We start from the raw sequence: 17144 nt of genomic DNA, 5'->3' as shown, positions 1-17144 counted from the left end.
TCAGGTCCGCGGATTGAGGGCATCGCGCAGACCGTCGCCCAGAAGGTTGAAACCGATGGCGACGATGGCGATCGCCACGCTCGGCCAGATCAGGATGCCGGCGGAAAGATGCATGTAACGGCGGGCTTCCGAGACCATCAGGCCCCACTCGGCAGCCGGCGGCTGTGCGCCGAGACCAAGGAAGGAGAGCGTCGCAAACAGCATCACGGCAAAGGAGACGCGGATGGTCATCTCGACGATGATCGGCGCAATCACGTTCGGAAGCATTTCGCGGCGAATGATGTAAGCGGAGCTTTCGCCACGGGCGATCGCCGCATTCACATAGTCCTGCTTGCGCACCGACAGCGCCACGCTTCGGGTGATGCGGGCCATGCCTGGGGCAAAGGCGATGGCAACTGCGACAAGCGCATTGACCGTGCTGGAGCCGAGAAGATTGACCACGAGGAGCGCGAAAAGCAGGCTCGGGATCGACATGACGGCATCGATCGTGCGCATGATGAATTCGTCGGCTCGGCCGCCGAGGAAGGCGGAGGCGGTGCCAATCAGAGCGCCGATCAGGGTGCCCACGATGGTGGCGAGAACTGCCATCACGACAGTGGCGCGCGCGCCGATCAACAGACGACTGAAGATGTCACGACCATACTGGTCGGTACCGAGCCAGTAGGCGGCGCTCGGTCCCTTGTATCGGGCAAGCGGCGACAGCTTTTCCGGATCGTAAGGTGCGACCATCGGGCCGAAAATGACGATGGCGAGTACCAGAACCACGAGGAAGGTGCCGATGGCGCCTTGCGGCGTCTTCAGGAGACGTTTCATGAACTCAGTCATACTGGATCCTCTTATCGAGCCAGGCATAGAGGATGTCAGCGATAAAATTGACGATCGAATAGGTGGCGGCCATGATCAGCACGCCGGCCTGGATGGCGGGCAGGTCGCGCGCCTGGATGGCGACGATCAGCTGGCGGCCGATCCCGGGAATGGCGAATATTTCCTCGACAACAATGACGCCGCCGAGAAGATAACCGACATCGAGCGCGACGATGGTGATGGTCGGCAAAAGTGCGTTACGCAGCGCGTGACGACGCAGTACATGTCCACGCGACATGCCTTTCAGCCTTGCAGCGCGGATATAGTCTGTATGCAGCACGTCGACGAGTTCCGAGCGCACCATGCGCGAAACATGGGCAATCAGGATGATTGAAATGACGCAGACCGGTAGGACGAGATGCGAAATGCCATCGACAAAATCATCGGTCAGCGGCACGTAGCCGGTTGGTGGCAACCATTTCATCCAGTCGGCGAAGATGAGGACTGCAAGCGTTGCGGTGACGAATTCAGGCAGCGCCACGCCTGCGTAGGAGATCAGGCTCACGACCATATCGGCGACCTTGCCGCGCCGGATGGCCGCAATGATGCCAAGCGGAATGGCAAGGATCAGCATCAGGCCGATAGACAGGAAGGCGARCAGCAGCGAGCGCCCGAGGGCCTCGAACATGACCGGACTGACCGGCTGGCCGGTGCGCAGCGAGGTGCCGAGGTCACCTTGCAGCACATGGCCGAGCCACGTCGCATATTGCTGCCAAATCGGCTGGTCCAGACCCATGCTCTGACGCAACGCATCGAGCGCATCCTTGGTGGCGTTTTCGCCCAGCATCATGACGGCAGCGTCGGCGGGCAGGATCTGGGTAATGGCGAAGACGATGAGCGACACGACGAGAAGCGTGTAGACGATCATCACCAGCCGCTTGGCTATGTAGTTCGGAGACAGGTGCGTGTTCCTTGGTCAAGAGGGCCGGACGCCCGATTCAGGCGTCCGGCGAAGTTGACGTCATCAGCCGCGCTTCGGCGCCTTGTCGGTGAGCGAAGCGTAGTCGAGGCGGAAAACCGATGCGCGTGGATGCGCTTCGAACCCTTCGACCCAGCTGCGCTTTGCGGCCAGAACGTCAAAGAAGGACGGGATGATCGAGGGAACATCCTCGTTCATGATTTCCTGAGCCTTGGTGTAGAGTTCGGCGCGCTTGGCCTCGTCGATCGTGCCACGGGCCTCGGCGATGAGCGCATCGAATGCCTTGTTGTTCCAGCGCGTCTCGTTCCACGACGCGTCCGACGTGTAGAGAAGCTTGAAGATGCCATCAGGCGTGGGCTGCATGTTGTAGAAGCCGACGTAGAAGCTTCCTTTCTTCCAGACCTGTTCGAGGTAGGTCGCGTGCGGCATCGTCTGCACGTTGATGGTGACGCCGGCTTCCTTCGCCATTTCCTTCAGAGCAACGGCGAGCTGCGTGCGAACCGCGGGGCGATCCGATGCGATAAGGGTTGCTTCGAGACCGTTCGGGAAGCCTGCTTCAGCAAGCAGCTTCTTGGCTTCCTCGATGTTCTTCTCGCGCTTCGCCACGTCCTTGAAGAAGCGGTAGGAAGCATTGAGCGGCGTGTCGTTGCCTTCGGTGCCGAAGCCTTCGGTCACGAAGCCCACCATTGCTTCGCGATCGACCGTCAGCGCGATCGCGCGGCGAACACGGGCGTCGTTGAACGGCGCCGTGTCGCAGCCGAAGTTGATGTTGCAGAACTGGCCGGATGGCGTACGCAGGCCGACAAGACCGTCGGTTCCGTCGATGCGCAGGAACTCGGTCGGCTGGATCGTCGAGATGACATCGATATCACCGGCGATCAGGGCCGAGGTTTCAGCCGAATTGTCCGGGAAGACCTGAACTTCGACACGATCGACATAGGGACGAGCCGGATCGTAGTACTTCTCGTTGCGTTCGACCACGACAAGACGGTCCGGCTCGTAGGATACAAGCTTGAACGGACCGGTGCCGACAGCCTTGGTGGAGAGGCTCTTCAGGTCGCCGGTGGCGATCGAGGCCGGGATGATGCGGGCATTGGTATAGGCCATGGCGACTGGCAAGTCGGCATAGGCGCCAGAGAGCTTGAACAGCACGGTCGCATCGTCGACGGCGACGATATCGGCGATCGGGCCGACATTGTTGCGGCCGGGCGAAGCCGTTGCCGGATCGAGGATGGCCTTGAAGGTGGCGACGACATCATTTGCCGTGAAGGCGGAGCCGTCGTGGAAGGTAACGCCCTTGCGCAGCTTGAATGTCCACTCGGTCAGCGCATCGTTGGCGGTCCAGCTCTCTGCGAGATCCGGCTCGATCGACATGTCGACCTTGAGGCGCGTCAGGTTGCTATAGAGCAACTCGGTGACCATGTATTCCGGGTTGACGCGCGTCAGCAGCGGATGGATGACGCTCGCCGCCTGATCGATGGAAATACGCAGCGTGCCGCCTCTGGCAGGCGTTGCCGATTGCGCCAGGCCCAGCGCCGGCGCGGCGAAAATGGCGGCCGTGCCGGCAAGGAAGAAGCGGCGTTTCATTTCCAACATGTATCAGTTCCCTCTTTTGATATGATTAGATGCGGTGTTCTGGAATGGCGTCGGCGGCGAAATCCGCCGCGAGATAGGCGAGAATGCTCTTGGCAAGCGCGATGATGTCGCCTCGCGTCGTGTGTTCTTCAGGGCTATGGATGCAGCTTTCCGGCCGACCAAGTCCACCCAGAAGCACCTCGGGGCCGAAGCCTGCTTTTTGGACGTAGCCGAAATCGGAACAGCTCGCCGCGCCCCACTTGTGAAAATCCTCGGGCTGATAGCCGAAGCCCAGCGACAGTGCCTGCTGCCAACGAGGCCAGTGCGGACCATCGGGATCGTCGGTCGGGATGAGGTGCCCCACGATGTCGATGGCTAGACCGAGATCGCTGCCTGCGACACAGTCGCGGATCGCAGTCTCGACTTCCGCTCTTGCCTCCTCGTAGCTTTCTTCCGGCGCATAGCGGCGGCTGACCAGGATCTTGATCTCAGCCGGAACCTGACCGCCGGCCGTTCCGCCATTGATCGCGGATATCGTCAACTGCGGCCGAAGCGGCCCGCTGGAATGCGGCGGCGGTGCCAGCTTCGATGTACGGCCGGCCACAACGGGCTTAAGGGCTGCCAAGGCGTTCAGCACCGGCAGCGCGCCCTCGATCGCGTTGACGCCGGAGCCTGTGCGATTGCCCTCGCCTGCATGAACAGCATGCCCGGTAATCGTCACCTGCAGATTGAATATGCCGAAGCAGCCCGCCCACACGCGCGGCGCAGCAGATCCGTTGAAGTTGAGGATGTGGCCCTTGAGCATTTGCTGCTCTGCAAGATAACGAATGCCCGGGTAGAGCCCCCCTTCTTCGTCAGTGCAGAGAAGCAGCATAGGATCGTAGGCGAGCAAGGCGCCGGCTTCCTTGGCAGCGCGCAGAGCCAGAAGCGTCGCCGCAATCGTTCCCTTCATGTCGGCGGCACCGAGGCCAAAGAGGTTATCGCCCTCGACCGTCAGCGCCAGTGGATCGCGTGACCAGCCCGGAGCCACCGGAACGGTGTCGACATGATAGTAGAGACCGCATACCGGACGGCCGGTTTCGCGGGTGGCGATGAGATTGGTCCGCTCGCCAGAGGCCGGGCCGCCGGCAACATACCAGAGATCGCGAGGAACTGTCACTCGCTCGAACTCAAAGCCGAGCGGCGCCGCCAGCTCGGTCATCAAATCCGCAAAAGCGTCATAGCCAAGACCGGGCGGAAAGGACGTGTCGACAGCCACCATGCGCGCCAGGTCCTGCACGGCCGTCTCGACATCGCGCTCGATCACTGCCATGGCCAACGCGAAAGCGTCTTGATGCGGGACAGATTTCGGCTCAGACATGGTACGGTCCTTGGCATGGATGCGCGCGCTCGTTAGCTTGCGCTTTCATATAAACTATATAGTAATACTGCGTACATCCACTCCATGAGTCAACTCCAAAGAAGAGGCAAATAATTGCCGGAATTGCCTATTATTTCAGCAGATGCGCCACGATTGAGCGAGTTGTCCGTCCCGCTCTACGAGGTGGTCAAGCGGCAGATCACAGAGGCGATCATGCTTGGTAAACTCGCTCCGGGCTCCGTCCTGCCGAGCGAAGTGGCGCTTTCGCAAACCTATGGGGTCGCCGTCGGCACTATCAGGCGCGCATTGATGGATCTCACCAATGATGGTCTGCTCAGCCGCAGGCGCAAAACGGGCACGATCGTCACCGGCCGACAACCGCAACACAGTCTGCGCTTGTTCTTCCAGTATTTTCGGCTGCACGGACTTGATGGTTCGTTGCGGCAGTCCGTCACTCGGGTGACCGAGATCGCCCGAGGTACCGCTTCGGCGCTGGAAGCGCGAAAGCTGCAGATAGATGCCGGCTCCGACATCGTGACGTTTCACCGCGTCCGCAGCGTCGACGAGCGGCCGATCATGCATGAAACGCTTACGCTGCCGCTGGCGCGCGTACCAGATTTCCCCGACAGGCCGGAAGATATCCCCTCGCTATTTTATCTTCACCTGCTGGATGCCTACAACATCCGCATCTCGGCCATACGCGAACAGATTGGCGCGGATTTGGCGACGGAACAGGATGCACGCTGGCTTGATGTACCGCAGCCCTTCGCGTTGTTGACGATTGACGAGATCGCCTACGATCAGCTTGCGGCTCCGGTTCTGATATCCTCTCATCGCGCTACAACCGCTAACCATCGCTACGTCAACGAGGTACAATGAGGCATGGTTGCTTGAGTAGTTGATGGACGCAGCCACATCGATAACGGCTGGCGCAGACGTCAAGTGACCTTGTCACGCCGAAAAATATGAGCGATAAAATCAGCTTTATTGAGTGTGCTTGTCTTGTGAAGGCCGGTGCATGACGGCATGAGGTGGCATGCGCAAACGCGAACACCGCCCCAAGGTAAACGGATCTCTGCATTGGCTTTTTGGCACACGATGAAATGGCATACCGAAGGAATTCGGGTCGTTGCTCCGGTGAAGTGGCGCCAATTCGATGGATTGGTAAGCGCCTATTGGGAAGCCGAAAGCCAGGCGGGCGCGAAGGGCTATTATCTGGCCGATGATCCGCGCATCATGGTCTTCTTCAACGACGTGTCCTCCCAGATCCATGTGTCCAACAAGAACGGTGACTTCTCTAACAATGCCCGGTCGATGACACGCGCAATCTATGTGCCTGCTGGTGTGCCAATGTGGACGACCAGTCGTTCCACGCACCGCTTCTCTCATCTGAACCTGCACATGCACAAGGATCGGTTGTTGAAGTTTTTGTCGCCTTCCCTCGGCAGTTCGGCGGCGCTATCAGCCTTGCGCCGGCCGGTCGAAATCCAGGACGTCGGGGCAATTCAAACGCTTGGCGGCCTTCTGGTCGATGAGATATCGAAACCGTCGCGACATGCCCTCTATGGCGAAAGCCTGATTGGCAGCATCGTCACGGGGCTTCTGGATCTGCCGGACGAGGCCAGCGAGAAACGCGATGGCCGCATGACTCAGGCTCAGATGAACAGGCTGACTGCACGCATGGACAGGACAAGCGACTATCGAATGACGGTCGCCGACATGGCGGCGGCCGCTGGTCTGTCCGAAAGCTGGTTCGCAACCGTTTTCAGGCAGACAACCGGCAAGACCCCGCTTCAATGGCAGCTTGCCAAACGCATCGACGTCGCACGGGCCTTGCTGGATGAAGACGTGACGGTCGCCGGTGTGGCAGCCCAGCTCGGCTTCTCCGATCAGGCACATTTCACCAAGGTCTTCCGGCAAATCGTCGGCGAAACGCCGGCTGCCTGGCGACGCGCTCGGCGAGGCTTGTAGGCAGACAGGCCCCGCTAGCACGTCGCCAGCGGGACAGTCCGAGTTTTTGGCGCTCTATCACCACGTCTGGCGCAGCGTTGCCATGATCGTGCGGCCAGGATTGTAGTAGACCGCACCACTATCCTTGCTGGCGACGTGCTTTTCGTCGAACAGGTTGCTCGCATTAAGCTGGAACGACGTATTTTCGGCAAACTTGTAGGTGAAGGCGGCATCGAATACGACCGCGCTGTCGGCTGAGATCGTATTGGTGATATTCGTGAAGTAGGCACCGGTATAGCGCGCGCCGAGGCCAAAGGTCATGTCTCCACGAGGTCCATCGCCTTCCAGGGTATAGGTACCCCACACCGAAGCGAAATGCTTCGGAACACGCATCAATCGGTTGCCGTCGTTCAGACCGCCGGGCTCGTCGATATGGGAGGCGATATAACTGTAGCTGGCGATCAGGTTGATGTTGTCGGTCATCTCCGCCTTGGCTTCGAATTCGAAGCCGCGATGCCTGACCTTATCGACGGTTATCGGAAGATAAGTGACCTGGTCGGCGACAGTGATGTTGCCCTTTGTCAGGTCATAGACCGAAGCGGTGAACAAGGCAGGAAATGCATCCGGCTTGTATTTGACGCCGACTTCATACTGCTTGCCGGTCGTCGGATCCGCGCCCGCCGCGGGCGGAGCAGCCGACTCGGCGTAGCTCGCATAGGTCGCCCATTCATCGGTAAGCTTGTAGCTGATACCGATGCGCTTGGTGAATTCGCTATGAGTTCCCGACTTCGTGACGTTGGAAAGCTGGTCAGTCTCGTCGAGATCGAGCCAGTCATTGCGCAATCCGACGCTCACCGTCAGCCTGTCGAAGAATGTCAGATCCTGCTGCAAATAGAGCGCCGCCGTCTTCTGATCGTTGAGGGTGCTCGCGTACGGCAACATTGTGCCAGGGCCACCGGTGTAGACTGGATTTAACCAGTCGATCGAAGGCGCCCCTGTGTAGAAATTGTCGCTGTCTGATTTGAATGCGTTATATTCGCCACCAAGAAGCGTGCGGCTTTCGACCTCATTAAAATTCGCTTCGTAAACAAGGTTCGCGTCAATGATGAACTGCTCGTTAGCCCTCTCGTTGCCAAAGAAGTAGCGGCCGGCCGTCGTCGAACCGTCGGTTGGTGTGCTTCCGATGTAGGCGCTGCCGAAGCCATCGTTCGACTTGCTGTAACGAGCCTTGGAACTGAAGCTCAGACCGTTATCAAACTCATGGTCAAACATCACGCTCAAGGTGTTGCGGTTCGTAGAGTTGAAATAATAGTCTGGCTCGCCGAAGAACGCGCTCCGGTCGAGATCAGTGCCAAGAGGATGGCCACCGCTACCAGGAACACCATCCTTGTCCAGGTGATCGTAGACAACCGTAAGATTTGTTGCGTCGGTAGGGCGCCAGGTTAGGCCACCCATGATGAAGTTTTCGTCGTTCTGGGAAAAATCATATTCATCGTCCGCCCGTTGCAGCTTGCCGGTCAGACGATAGGACAACGTGTCATCGGCAGTGATGTTGTCGCCGAAATCAAAACCGGTTTCCTTGTGGGAGAAAGAGCCGCCCGTCGCATAGATTTCGCCGAAGCGTTCCGACTTCGGTGTCTTGGTCACGTAGTTGACTGAGCCACCGGGTTCCGCCGCACCAAAGCTTGACGAACTGGCGCCCTTCAGTATTTCGATACGCTCGAATGCGTAGGGCTCTTCCCGCACACCTGCAAATGTTCTGCCGATCGCCAGCCCATCACGATAGGTGTAGGGCGTAAATCCGCGGATATCGAAATAATCGAAACGATCGTCCGAGCCGTAGAAGTCGGTCACGACACCGGAAGTGTACTGCACGACCTTTTCCACAGTGTCGGCATTGCGCTCCTCGATTTCCTTGGAGGTGATGACCGAAACGGAGGCTGGTGTGTCCAGGATCTCAGTCGCCAGCTTCCCGGCGCCAGTGGTCTGAGTGGCGACTATCGATTTCGAATCGTTGCTGGTATCGAGCTTGGTGCCAGTAGCCTTTCGCCCTTCCAACACGATCGGCGCCAGCGTCGTTGCAGGATCCGAGCTGGATGCGTCCTGTGCAAAGGCGACAGCGGGAGCAAGTGCTCCGATCGCTGTACATCCCAGCAGCACCGCCTTACGCCAGCGAAGACGGGTTCGTTGAGAGCGCAGACTTGTCGTTTCGATATTCATACTCGCGTTCCAGAAGCTGTTTTCACCATGGTAGGCACCCGGTGGAAAACCGAGAGTGCATGCCGGTTGCGTGGAGAACGCACGTACCGAACGGCATTGTGAATGGCATGAAGCATTCGCCAGCCGGCATGGTCTCGTCCGCGTCCCCCGCTAAAGCCACTAACTTGAGCACGTTTGTCTAGTATTGTAAGTTTTCCGTGTTTTGTAGGATACCATGGGAATCTCGCCTGCATTGCCATTCGACAAACGCATTGCCGTTGACGCTCACGCCTTAACCTGAAAGTGAGAGTCCACTTATACGTTTGGCGGAGTATGTACAATGTTTCGGTTCTGGCGTCTGACCCTCGCGGTGTTGACCTTCGTATACACACTCGCCGCCGGCGGCACATTGAACGGCGCGCTCGCCAATGATGGCGTAACCTACCCCATCACCATAAAGCATGCGCTCGGCACGACGATCATTCCCAAAAAGCCCGAGAGGATCGCGACGGTTGCCTGGGCAAACCATGAGGTGCCCCTGGCGCTTGGCGTCGTGCCCGTGGGCTTTGCGAGAGCGAACTTCGGCGATGATGACGGCGACGGACTTCTGCCTTGGGTCGCCCAAAGTCTGAAGGAGCTTCACGCTGACAAGCCTGTGCTGTTCGACGAAGGAGATGGTATCGACTTTGAGGCAGTCGCTGCCACTCATCCCGACGTCATTCTCGCCTCTTATTCCGGTCTCAGCCAGGCCGACTACGATACGCTGAGCCAAATCGCGCCTGTCGTCGCCTACCCTGACGCCGCGTGGTCCACCGACTGGCGCGAGATGATCCGCCTCAACAGTGCCGGCATGGGCATGGCGCCCGAGGGCGAGGCGTTGATCAAGAAAATCGAAGGCGAGATCACCGCCGCCGTGGCCACGCACCCGGAGATCCGCGGCAGGAAGGCCATGTTCGTCACGCATCTCAACCCGCTCGACCTCAGCACGATCAACTTCTACACGACCAACGATACGCGGGTGAAGTTCTTCAAGGATCTGGGACTTGAGAGCCCAAAGAGCGTCGTCGACGTTTCGCAACCCGGAAAGTTCTCGGGCTCGATCAGCGCTGAACGCATCGACATGTTCGACGACGTCGATCTCGTCGTGACCTATGGCAACATGAAACTGCTGTCGGCATTCACCGCAAACCTTTTGATGTCCAAGATGCCGGCTGTCGAAAAGGGCGCGATCGTCGTTCTCGGCGCAAACAGCGTCGGGACGGCTGCAAATCCCACGCCGCTCTCGATTTCCTGGGTCTTGAAGGACTATGTTGCCCTGCTTGCCGAGGGCGTGGGAAAGTCGAAATGAAGGCGACGAGGAGAACCGTCGTGCCGGCAACAATTGCTGCCCGGTCGAATGGCGCGCGAGGTTTGTGGCTGGCAGGTCTCTTCGTGCTGCTCATGGCTTTGCTCGCCTTGTCTATTACCGTTGGCACTCGTGAGGTGCCATGGAGCGATATTGGCGCGGCGCTCTTCGGACGTGTGGACGATATCGGACAGGCTGCAGTTGCCGTTCTTATCCCACGCACTGTGCTGGCTATGCTTGCAGGCGGCGCTCTTGGCCTTGCGGGCGCAATCATGCAGGGCGTGACGCGCAACCCGTTGGCCGATCCTGGTATCCTCGGCGTGAACATGGGAGCCTCGCTCGCTGTGGTAGTGGGCGTCGCATGGTTCCACATCGCCTCAGCCGAAGCCTACGTCTGGACCGCGATATTTGGCGCCGGCTGCTCGGCCTGCTTTGTCTATACCATCGGCTCGCTGGGGCGTGGCGGAGCCACACCGCTGAAGCTGACGCTTGCCGGCGCCGCGACTTCCGTCGCCTTTGCCTCAATGGTGATCGCGGTCGTTCTGCCGCGTGCCGACATTGCCGGCGGCATACGCTCATGGCAGATCGGCGGCGTGGGTGGGGCGGCGTTCGAGCGGATCCTGCCCGTTCTGCCATTCCTATTGGTGGGATTTGCGATCAGCTTTCTTTCCGCCCGAAAGCTGAACTCGCTTGCTCTGGGTGACGATATGGCGGCTGGGCTCGGTGAACGTGTAGCAACAGCGCGCGCCATGGGCGCGCTTGGGGCGATTTTGCTATGCGGCGCAACAACGGCTATCTGCGGGCCCATTGGCTTCATAGGTCTGGTCGTTCCGCATCTTTGCAGGCTGCTGATCGGCGTCGATCACCGCTGGCTCCTGCCCTTCTGCGCCATAGGCGGGGCCTGTCTGCTCCTGGCAGCAGACATCGTGGGGCGCATCGTCGCTCGGCCGGGAGAACTCGATGTCGGTGTTGTTACGGCCCTGATTGGCGCACCGTTCTTCATTTGGATCGTCAGACGACATAGGGTACGTGAACTGTGACCATGTCTTCGTCCGTATCGGGTTTGACGGCCACCGGCCGTCGTCGCCGCGCCCGCAGACATGCGGCCGTTGTGCTCGCGCTTCTGCTCCTCGTTGTCGCCATCTTCGCTTTCTCGCTGTGTGTTGGACAGACCGTGACGCCGCCGGGTGACGTCCTGCGTGTCCTGATCGGAGAGAACGTCCCGGGCGCGAGCTTCACGGTCGGTCAGTTGCGCTTGCCCCGCGCCGTGCTCGCCATTCTCGCTGGCTTGAGTTTTGGCCTTGGAGGCGTTGCGTTTCAGGTCATGCTGCGCAACCCCCTCGCCAGTCCCGATATCATCGGAATAAGTTCGGGCGCCGGGGCGGCAGCGGTGTTTGCAATCATCATACTGTCGATGAGAGGGCCAATCGTTTCAATTATCGCAGTGGTCGGCGGGCTTGGCGTCGCCCTGATGGTTTACGGCCTCTCGTCGCGAAACGGCGTTGCGGGAACGCGTCTGGTCCTGGTGGGGATCGCAGTCTCCGCCATGCTGGAGAGTATCATTTCATACGTCCTTTCCCAGGCGCCGGCGTGGAACCTGCAGGAAGCCATGCGGTGGTTGACTGGCAGTGTCAACGGTGTCCAGCTGGGTCAGGCTGCGCCGCTTGTCCTGTCACTTGTCGTCTTCGGCGGCCTTCTCGTAAGCCGGAGCCAGGACCTTGAGGCACTCCGCCTTGGCGATGACACCGCCGCAGCACTCGGGGTGCGCGTATCGCGAACCCGGATCATGATCATCATCGGCGCAGTCGGCGTCATCGCAACAGCGACAGCCGTAACAGGCCCGATCGCCTTCGTAGCATTCCTTGCCGGGCCAATTGCCGCCCGCATCGTCGGCGGCAGCGGATCGCTGCTCGTACCCTCGGCGCTGATCGGCGCCCTGTTGGTTCTTGGCGGCGATTACATCGGCCAGTTTCTGCTACCCGGCCGCTATCCTGTTGGTGTTGTAACCGGAGCGCTAGGCGCACCTTATTTGATTTTCCTGATCGTCCGCGTCAACCGGACCGGAGGTTCCCTATGATGGCTCGTACTCTGACAGCCGGCAATCTTTCGGCAGGCTACGGCGAAACGGAAATCCTGCACGATCTCGACCTCGCAATTCCGCCCGGGAAGATAACCGTGATCGTCGGCGCCAATGCCTGCGGCAAGTCGACTTTGCTCCGGGCAATGTCGAGGCTCCTGTCGCCCATCGCTGGACAGGTGCTTCTTGATGGAAAATCGGTCCACAAAACACCACCGCGAGAGCTAGCGCGCTCTCTGGGGCTGCTTCCTGCTTCCCCAGTCACCGGTAGCACCCGAAGGCATCACGGTTGCTGACCTCGTCAGCCGCGGCCGGCATCCGCACCAGAGCCTGTTCTCACGCTGGAACAGCACGGACGACGAGGCAGTGGATGGCGCTCTTGCGGCAACAAACACCGCCGAACTCGCAGATCGGGCCGTGGACGAATTATCGGGAGGTCAGCGCCAGCGCGTGTGGATCGCCATGGCGCTGGCGCAAGCCACTGATATTCTTCTGTTGGACGAACCGACGACATTCCTCGACATAAGCCATCAGATCGAAGTCCTTGATCTCCTGACTGATCTTAATCGGGAGCGAGGCACTACCGTCGTCATGGTGCTTCACGATCTCAATCTCGCCGCGCGCTACGCTGACTATCTGGTTGCAATGAGCAGCGGTCGAGTCCACGTCACGGGAGCCCCGGAGAAAGTCTTGACCGAAGAAAATGTCCGACAGGTTTTTGGCCTGGAGAGCCGCATCATCATCGACCCAACATCGGGACGCCCCATCATGCTTCCGATCGGTCGAAACCACATGGTACCGAGCGTGAGTGCCAAGGAGACGGTGAAATGAACAACACCCAGGAATTCAAGCTCTGTGGCGTCGCTATTCCCAGGGACGCCGATCAGATGCTGAGCGAAATCTGCGAGCACTTTGTCGAACATGCGGATGTCAGGCGCACGGAGTATGGGGCGGTACTCACCAGCAAGCTTGGTTGCGCCGACATACGCATCGACGATCAGCGGCTATCCATCGAACTGACTTGCCCTTCACAACAGGCATTGCAGATGAGCCGTACGAGCATTGCCGAGCATCTATTCTATTTCGCGGGCGACGATGCGCTGGAGCTTTCCTGGTCGCAATCTGGTGCGCTTGCTCAGTTACCCAATATTCATGAGGTGACGGTTGCGTCGACCGAGGATGTCACGCCGCATATGCGCCGGGTCAAGTTCGCCTGTGCCGATGTCAGCCCGTTCATCGGCGGAGACATGCATGTTCGACTGCTTGTTCCGCCTAAAGGCCGCAACCCCGTGTGGCCGGGCCTGCGCGAGGACGGTCGTGTTGCTTGGCCGCAGGGCGAAGACGCCTTGCTGGTGCGGGTCTACACGATCCGCGAGGTCGATATCAAACGCCGCGAGCTCTGGATCGATTTTCTACAGCACCCCGCCCTTGGCGTCGAAACGCCGGGCGCAGATTTCGCTCGCGATGCCCGGCCGGGCGACAAGGTGGCCTTGCTCGGGCCCGGAGGTGGCGCACTTCCCGAGGCCAGCGAGCTTCTAATGGTCGGTGACGAGAGTGCCCTGCCCGCTATCGCGCGAATCGTTGCTGAGATGCCGGCGAGTACACGAATTCGGGCGATTATCGAAATCTCAGACAAGGCAGAGGAACAACCTCTGCCATCTCCCGCTTCACTCGATGTCCGCTGGCTGCATCGCCGCGACTATCTGTCCGATGGCAGAAATATCCTGCGAGAAGAAGCTGAAGCAGCGATCGGTTCGATGACCGATGACACCTTCGTGTGGGTTGCATGCGAGAAGGAAGACATCCGCGCGATCAAGGCGCGACTTAAAGCTCTCCAGCACGACAAGAAGAAGATGTACGTTGCCTGGTATTGGGCAGCCGGCAGCGATACTTCACGCTAATAACTCATTACCCTGGAACGCAAAACGCCCCTCAATGGATCGCATTGAGGGGCGTTTTGGTCAGATCAGAACCTCAGTAGTGGACGGACCGGCTGTCGATCGGCGTCGTCTTCGGCGGAGCAAACTTCGTCAGGTTGATACCTTCGACGGCCACACGATACTCCTCGATGCTCGGCGTGCGGCCGAGGATCGCGGAGAGAACCACCAGCGGAGTCGAAGCGAGTAGCGATTCACCCTTCTTCTCCGCGGTGTCTTCAACGACGCGGCCCTGGAAGAGACGGGTCGAGGTGGCGAGAACGGTGTCGCCCTTCTCGGCCTTTTCCTGGTTACCCATGCACAGGTTGCAGCCCGGGCGCTCGAGATAGAGGATGTTCTCGTACTCGGTGCGGTTCGATGTCTTCGGCTTGACATCGTCGAATTCGAAGCCCGAATACTTCTGGAGGATTTCCCAGTCACCTTCGGCCTTCAGCTCGTCGATGATGTTATAGGTCGGCGCAGCGACGACGAGCGGTGCCTTGAACTCGACCTTGCCCTCGTTCTTCTCGATGTTCTTCAGCATCTGGGCGACGATCTTCATGTCGCCCTTGTGCACCATGCAGGAGCCCACGAAGCCGAGGTCCACCTTCTTGGTGCCGCCATAGTAGGAGACCGGACGGATCGTGTCGTGGGTGTAGCGGCGCGAGACGTCGGCATTGTTGACGTCGGGGTCGGCGATCATCGGCTCGTCAATCAGGTCGAGGTCGACGACGACTTCGGCGAAATACTTCGCATTATCGTCAGGCGTCAGCGCCGGCTTTTCGCCCGAACGGATCTCTGCGATGCGGCGATCGGCCTTGGCGATCAGACCCTTCAGCGTCTGAGCCTCATTGTCCATGCCCTTGTCGATCATGATCTGCATGCGCGACTTGGCGATCTCCAAGCTCTCGATCAGCGTCTCGTCTTCCGAGATGCAGATGGAGGCCTTGGCCTTCATCTCGGCCGTCCAGTCGGTGAAGGTGAAGGCCTGGTCGGCGAGCAGCGTGCCGATATGGACTTCAATGATGCGGCCCTGGAAGACGTTGTCGCCATGCTGCTTGAGCATCTGCGCCTGGGTGGCGTGAACGACGTCGCGGAAGTCCATGTAGGGCTGCATCGTGCCCTTGAAAGTGACCTTGACCGACTGCGGGATCGGCATGGTGGCTTCGCCGGTGGCGAGCGCCAGCGCGACAGTGCCCGAGTCGGCACCGAAGGCCACGCCCTTCGACATACGGGTATGGCTGTCGCCGCCGATGATGATGTCCCAGTCGTCGACGGTAATGTCGTTCAGCACCTTGTGGATGACGTCGGTCATCGCATGGTAGCTGCCCTTCGGGTCGCGGGCGGTGATGACGCCGAAGTTGTTCATGAAGGACATGAGCTTCGGAATGTTGGCCTGAGCCTTTTTGTCCCAGACCGATGCCGTGTGGCAACCGGACTGGTAGGCGCCGTCGACAAGCGGCGAAATGACGGTGGCCGCCATCGCTTCCAGTTCCTGCGCGGTCATCAGGCCTGTCGTGTCCTGCGAGCCGACGATGTTCACTTTGACGCGCACGTCGGAGCCGGCATGCAGCACCTTGCCGGGTGTCACGCCGACTGCGTTGCGGTTGAAGATCTTTTCGACCGCCGTCAGGCCCTGGCCCTCAATGGCGATTTCCTTGTTGGGAGCGAAAACCGGGGTGGCTTCGACACCGAGCGTCTGGGCGGCGAAGGTCTGGAGCTTCTTGCCGAAGACGATGGCGTAGGACGAGCCGGCCTTCATGAACTCCATCTTCTGCGGCGTGAAGGAAGACGCGACATCGACCAGCTCGTTGCCGGCCTCGTCGCGCAGCTTCTTGTTCTTCGCGTCGATCTTCAACACAGTGCCGGTTTCGACCGAAAACTTCTGGTCAAGGATCGGGTTACCTTCGTTGTTGAGGATCGGCTTGCCGTTGTCGTCGAGCTTCTTCACCCAGTTCTTCAGGTTGAGGCCGATGCCGCCGGTGACGTCGACGGTGGTCGCGAAGATCGGCGAGATGCCGTTGGTGCCGGCGACGACTGGGGCGAAGTTGACGAAGGGAACGTAGGGGCTCGCCTGCTTGCCGGTCCACAGCGCCACGTTGTTGACGCCGGACATGCGCGAGGAACCAACGCCCATCGTGCCCTTTTCGGCGATCATCATGACCCGCTTGTCCGGGTGCTGCTGCTGCAGGGCGACGATCTCGGCCTGTGCCTCAGGCGTGATCATGCACTGGCCGTGCAGCTGGCGGTCGGAGCGCGAATGCGCCTGGTTGCCGGGAGAGAGAAGGTCGGTCGAGATATCGCCTTCGGCGGCGATGAAGGTCACGACCTTGATCTCGTCTTCGACATCAGGAAGCTTGGTGAAGAATTCGGCCTTGGCGTAGCTCTTGAGAACGTCCTTGGCGACGGCATTGCCGGCCTTGTAGGCATCGCGCAGGCGGAACATGTCGGCGTCGTAGAGGAAAACCTGGGTCTTCAGCACGTCGCCGGCCTGACAGGCAATTTCGGCATCGTTGCCGAGTGCTACGTCGAGCAAAACCTGGACCGACGGACCGCCCTTCATGTGCGACAGCAGCTCGAGGGCGAATTTCGGGGTGATTTCGGGTACGTTGGTCTCGCCGAGGATGATCTTCTTGAGGAAGGCAGCCTTGACGCCGGCGGCACTCGTCGTGCCAGGGAGCGTGTTGTAGATGAAGAATTTCAAAGCATCGGCGCGGTGCTCGCTGCCGGTATCCTCGATCAGGGCAGTGATTTCGCCGGTCAGCGCGCCGTCATCGATCGGCTTGGGGGCGAGCCCTTGAGTTTCTCTGCTTTTGATTTCGGCCAGGTATTCCAAGTACAGGTTCATCGCAATCCCAACGTCATGGTGTGTGGGGCGCCGACGCGCAGCGCCACCGAACGGCAGTGTTCATCAGCCGAGGTCTTACAGCTTTCGTGCG

General features: G+C 59.7%; 12 protein-coding genes and 1 pseudogene. 7 read left to right on the top strand and 6 right to left on the bottom strand.

Annotated elements, in window-relative coordinates; translation table 11 throughout:
• From AC1DOG_RS06220 to AC1DOG_RS06205, 4 genes are all read right to left on the bottom strand, one after another.
• Positions 1–825, bottom strand: coding sequence for an ABC transporter permease (locus AC1DOG_RS06220; RefSeq protein WP_112943212.1), 825 nt, complete (start codon positions 823–825; stop codon positions 1–3).
• Entirely contained in the window at positions 818–1765 is a 948-nt protein-coding gene (locus tag AC1DOG_RS06215; RefSeq protein WP_477927082.1) for an ABC transporter permease, read from the bottom strand. Before AC1DOG_RS06215 ends, AC1DOG_RS06220 begins: the two co-directional genes overlap by 8 nt.
• Before the next feature lie 63 nt (positions 1766–1828).
• Positions 1829–3379 (bottom strand): ABC transporter substrate-binding protein, encoded by a 1551-nt coding sequence (locus AC1DOG_RS06210; protein ID WP_112943214.1) that lies wholly within the window; start codon positions 3377–3379, stop codon positions 1829–1831.
• Between the two features lie 25 nt (positions 3380–3404).
• Positions 3405–4718: a M20 family metallopeptidase gene (locus AC1DOG_RS06205; protein WP_112943215.1), complete on the bottom strand. Its 1314-nt coding sequence runs from the start codon at positions 4716–4718 to the stop codon at positions 3405–3407.
• 114 nt (positions 4719–4832) lie between these two features.
• Here AC1DOG_RS06205 and AC1DOG_RS06200 point away from each other — a divergent pair, with 114 nt between their 5' ends.
• Together AC1DOG_RS06200 and AC1DOG_RS06195 are read left to right on the top strand one after the other, a co-directional pair.
• Entirely contained in the window at positions 4833–5597 is a 765-nt protein-coding gene (locus AC1DOG_RS06200) for a GntR family transcriptional regulator (protein ID WP_112943216.1), read from the top strand.
• A 201-nt stretch (positions 5598–5798) separates the two neighbouring features.
• Positions 5799–6689 (top strand): helix-turn-helix domain-containing protein, encoded by an 891-nt coding sequence (locus AC1DOG_RS06195; RefSeq protein WP_112943217.1) that lies wholly within the window; start codon positions 5799–5801, stop codon positions 6687–6689.
• A 57-nt stretch (positions 6690–6746) separates the two neighbouring features.
• Here AC1DOG_RS06195 and AC1DOG_RS06190 read toward each other — a convergent pair whose 3' ends face one another.
• The gene (locus AC1DOG_RS06190) at positions 6747–8888 is read right to left on the bottom strand and encodes a TonB-dependent siderophore receptor (RefSeq protein ID WP_112943218.1); all 2142 of its coding nucleotides are present in this window, start codon (positions 8886–8888) and stop codon (positions 6747–6749) included.
• Positions 8889–9207: 319 nt separating this feature from the next.
• Here AC1DOG_RS06190 and AC1DOG_RS06185 point away from each other — a divergent pair, with 319 nt between their 5' ends.
• The 5 genes and pseudogenes from AC1DOG_RS06185 (at position 9208) to AC1DOG_RS06165 (ending at position 14190) form a co-directional block, all read left to right on the top strand.
• Positions 9208–10215 (top strand): iron-siderophore ABC transporter substrate-binding protein, encoded by a 1008-nt coding sequence (locus tag AC1DOG_RS06185; RefSeq protein ID WP_477927067.1) that lies wholly within the window; start codon positions 9208–9210, stop codon positions 10213–10215.
• Positions 10212–11252, top strand: coding sequence for a FecCD family ABC transporter permease (locus AC1DOG_RS06180; RefSeq protein WP_477927066.1), 1041 nt, complete (start codon positions 10212–10214; stop codon positions 11250–11252). Before AC1DOG_RS06185 ends, AC1DOG_RS06180 begins: the two co-directional genes overlap by 4 nt.
• A 2-nt stretch (positions 11253–11254) precedes the next feature.
• Positions 11255–12289 carry an iron ABC transporter permease gene (locus AC1DOG_RS06175; protein WP_112943221.1) on the top strand — a complete coding sequence of 345 codons (1035 nt, stop codon included), beginning with the start codon at positions 11255–11257 and terminating at the stop codon, positions 12287–12289.
• Positions 12286–13120 (top strand): annotated as a pseudogene (locus AC1DOG_RS06170) (ABC transporter ATP-binding protein). The gene AC1DOG_RS06175 and the pseudogene AC1DOG_RS06170 overlap by 4 nt, the downstream one beginning before the upstream one ends.
• The gene (locus tag AC1DOG_RS06165) at positions 13117–14190 is read left to right on the top strand and encodes a DUF2218 domain-containing protein (protein WP_477927065.1); all 1074 of its coding nucleotides are present in this window, start codon (positions 13117–13119) and stop codon (positions 14188–14190) included. Before AC1DOG_RS06170 ends, AC1DOG_RS06165 begins: the two are co-directional and overlap by 4 nt.
• Before the next feature lie 73 nt (positions 14191–14263).
• On the opposite strand, the gene AC1DOG_RS06160 is transcribed toward AC1DOG_RS06165, so the two are convergent.
• Positions 14264–17053 carry a bifunctional aconitate hydratase 2/2-methylisocitrate dehydratase gene (locus AC1DOG_RS06160; protein WP_112943224.1) on the bottom strand — a complete coding sequence of 930 codons (2790 nt, stop codon included), beginning with the start codon at positions 17051–17053 and terminating at the stop codon, positions 14264–14266.
• Positions 17054–17144: the final 91 nt, after the last annotated feature.

It is taken from the genome of Rhizobium sp. 01N48, assembly GCF_056399145.1.
This window is presented reverse-complemented; position numbering and strand designations above follow the sequence as displayed.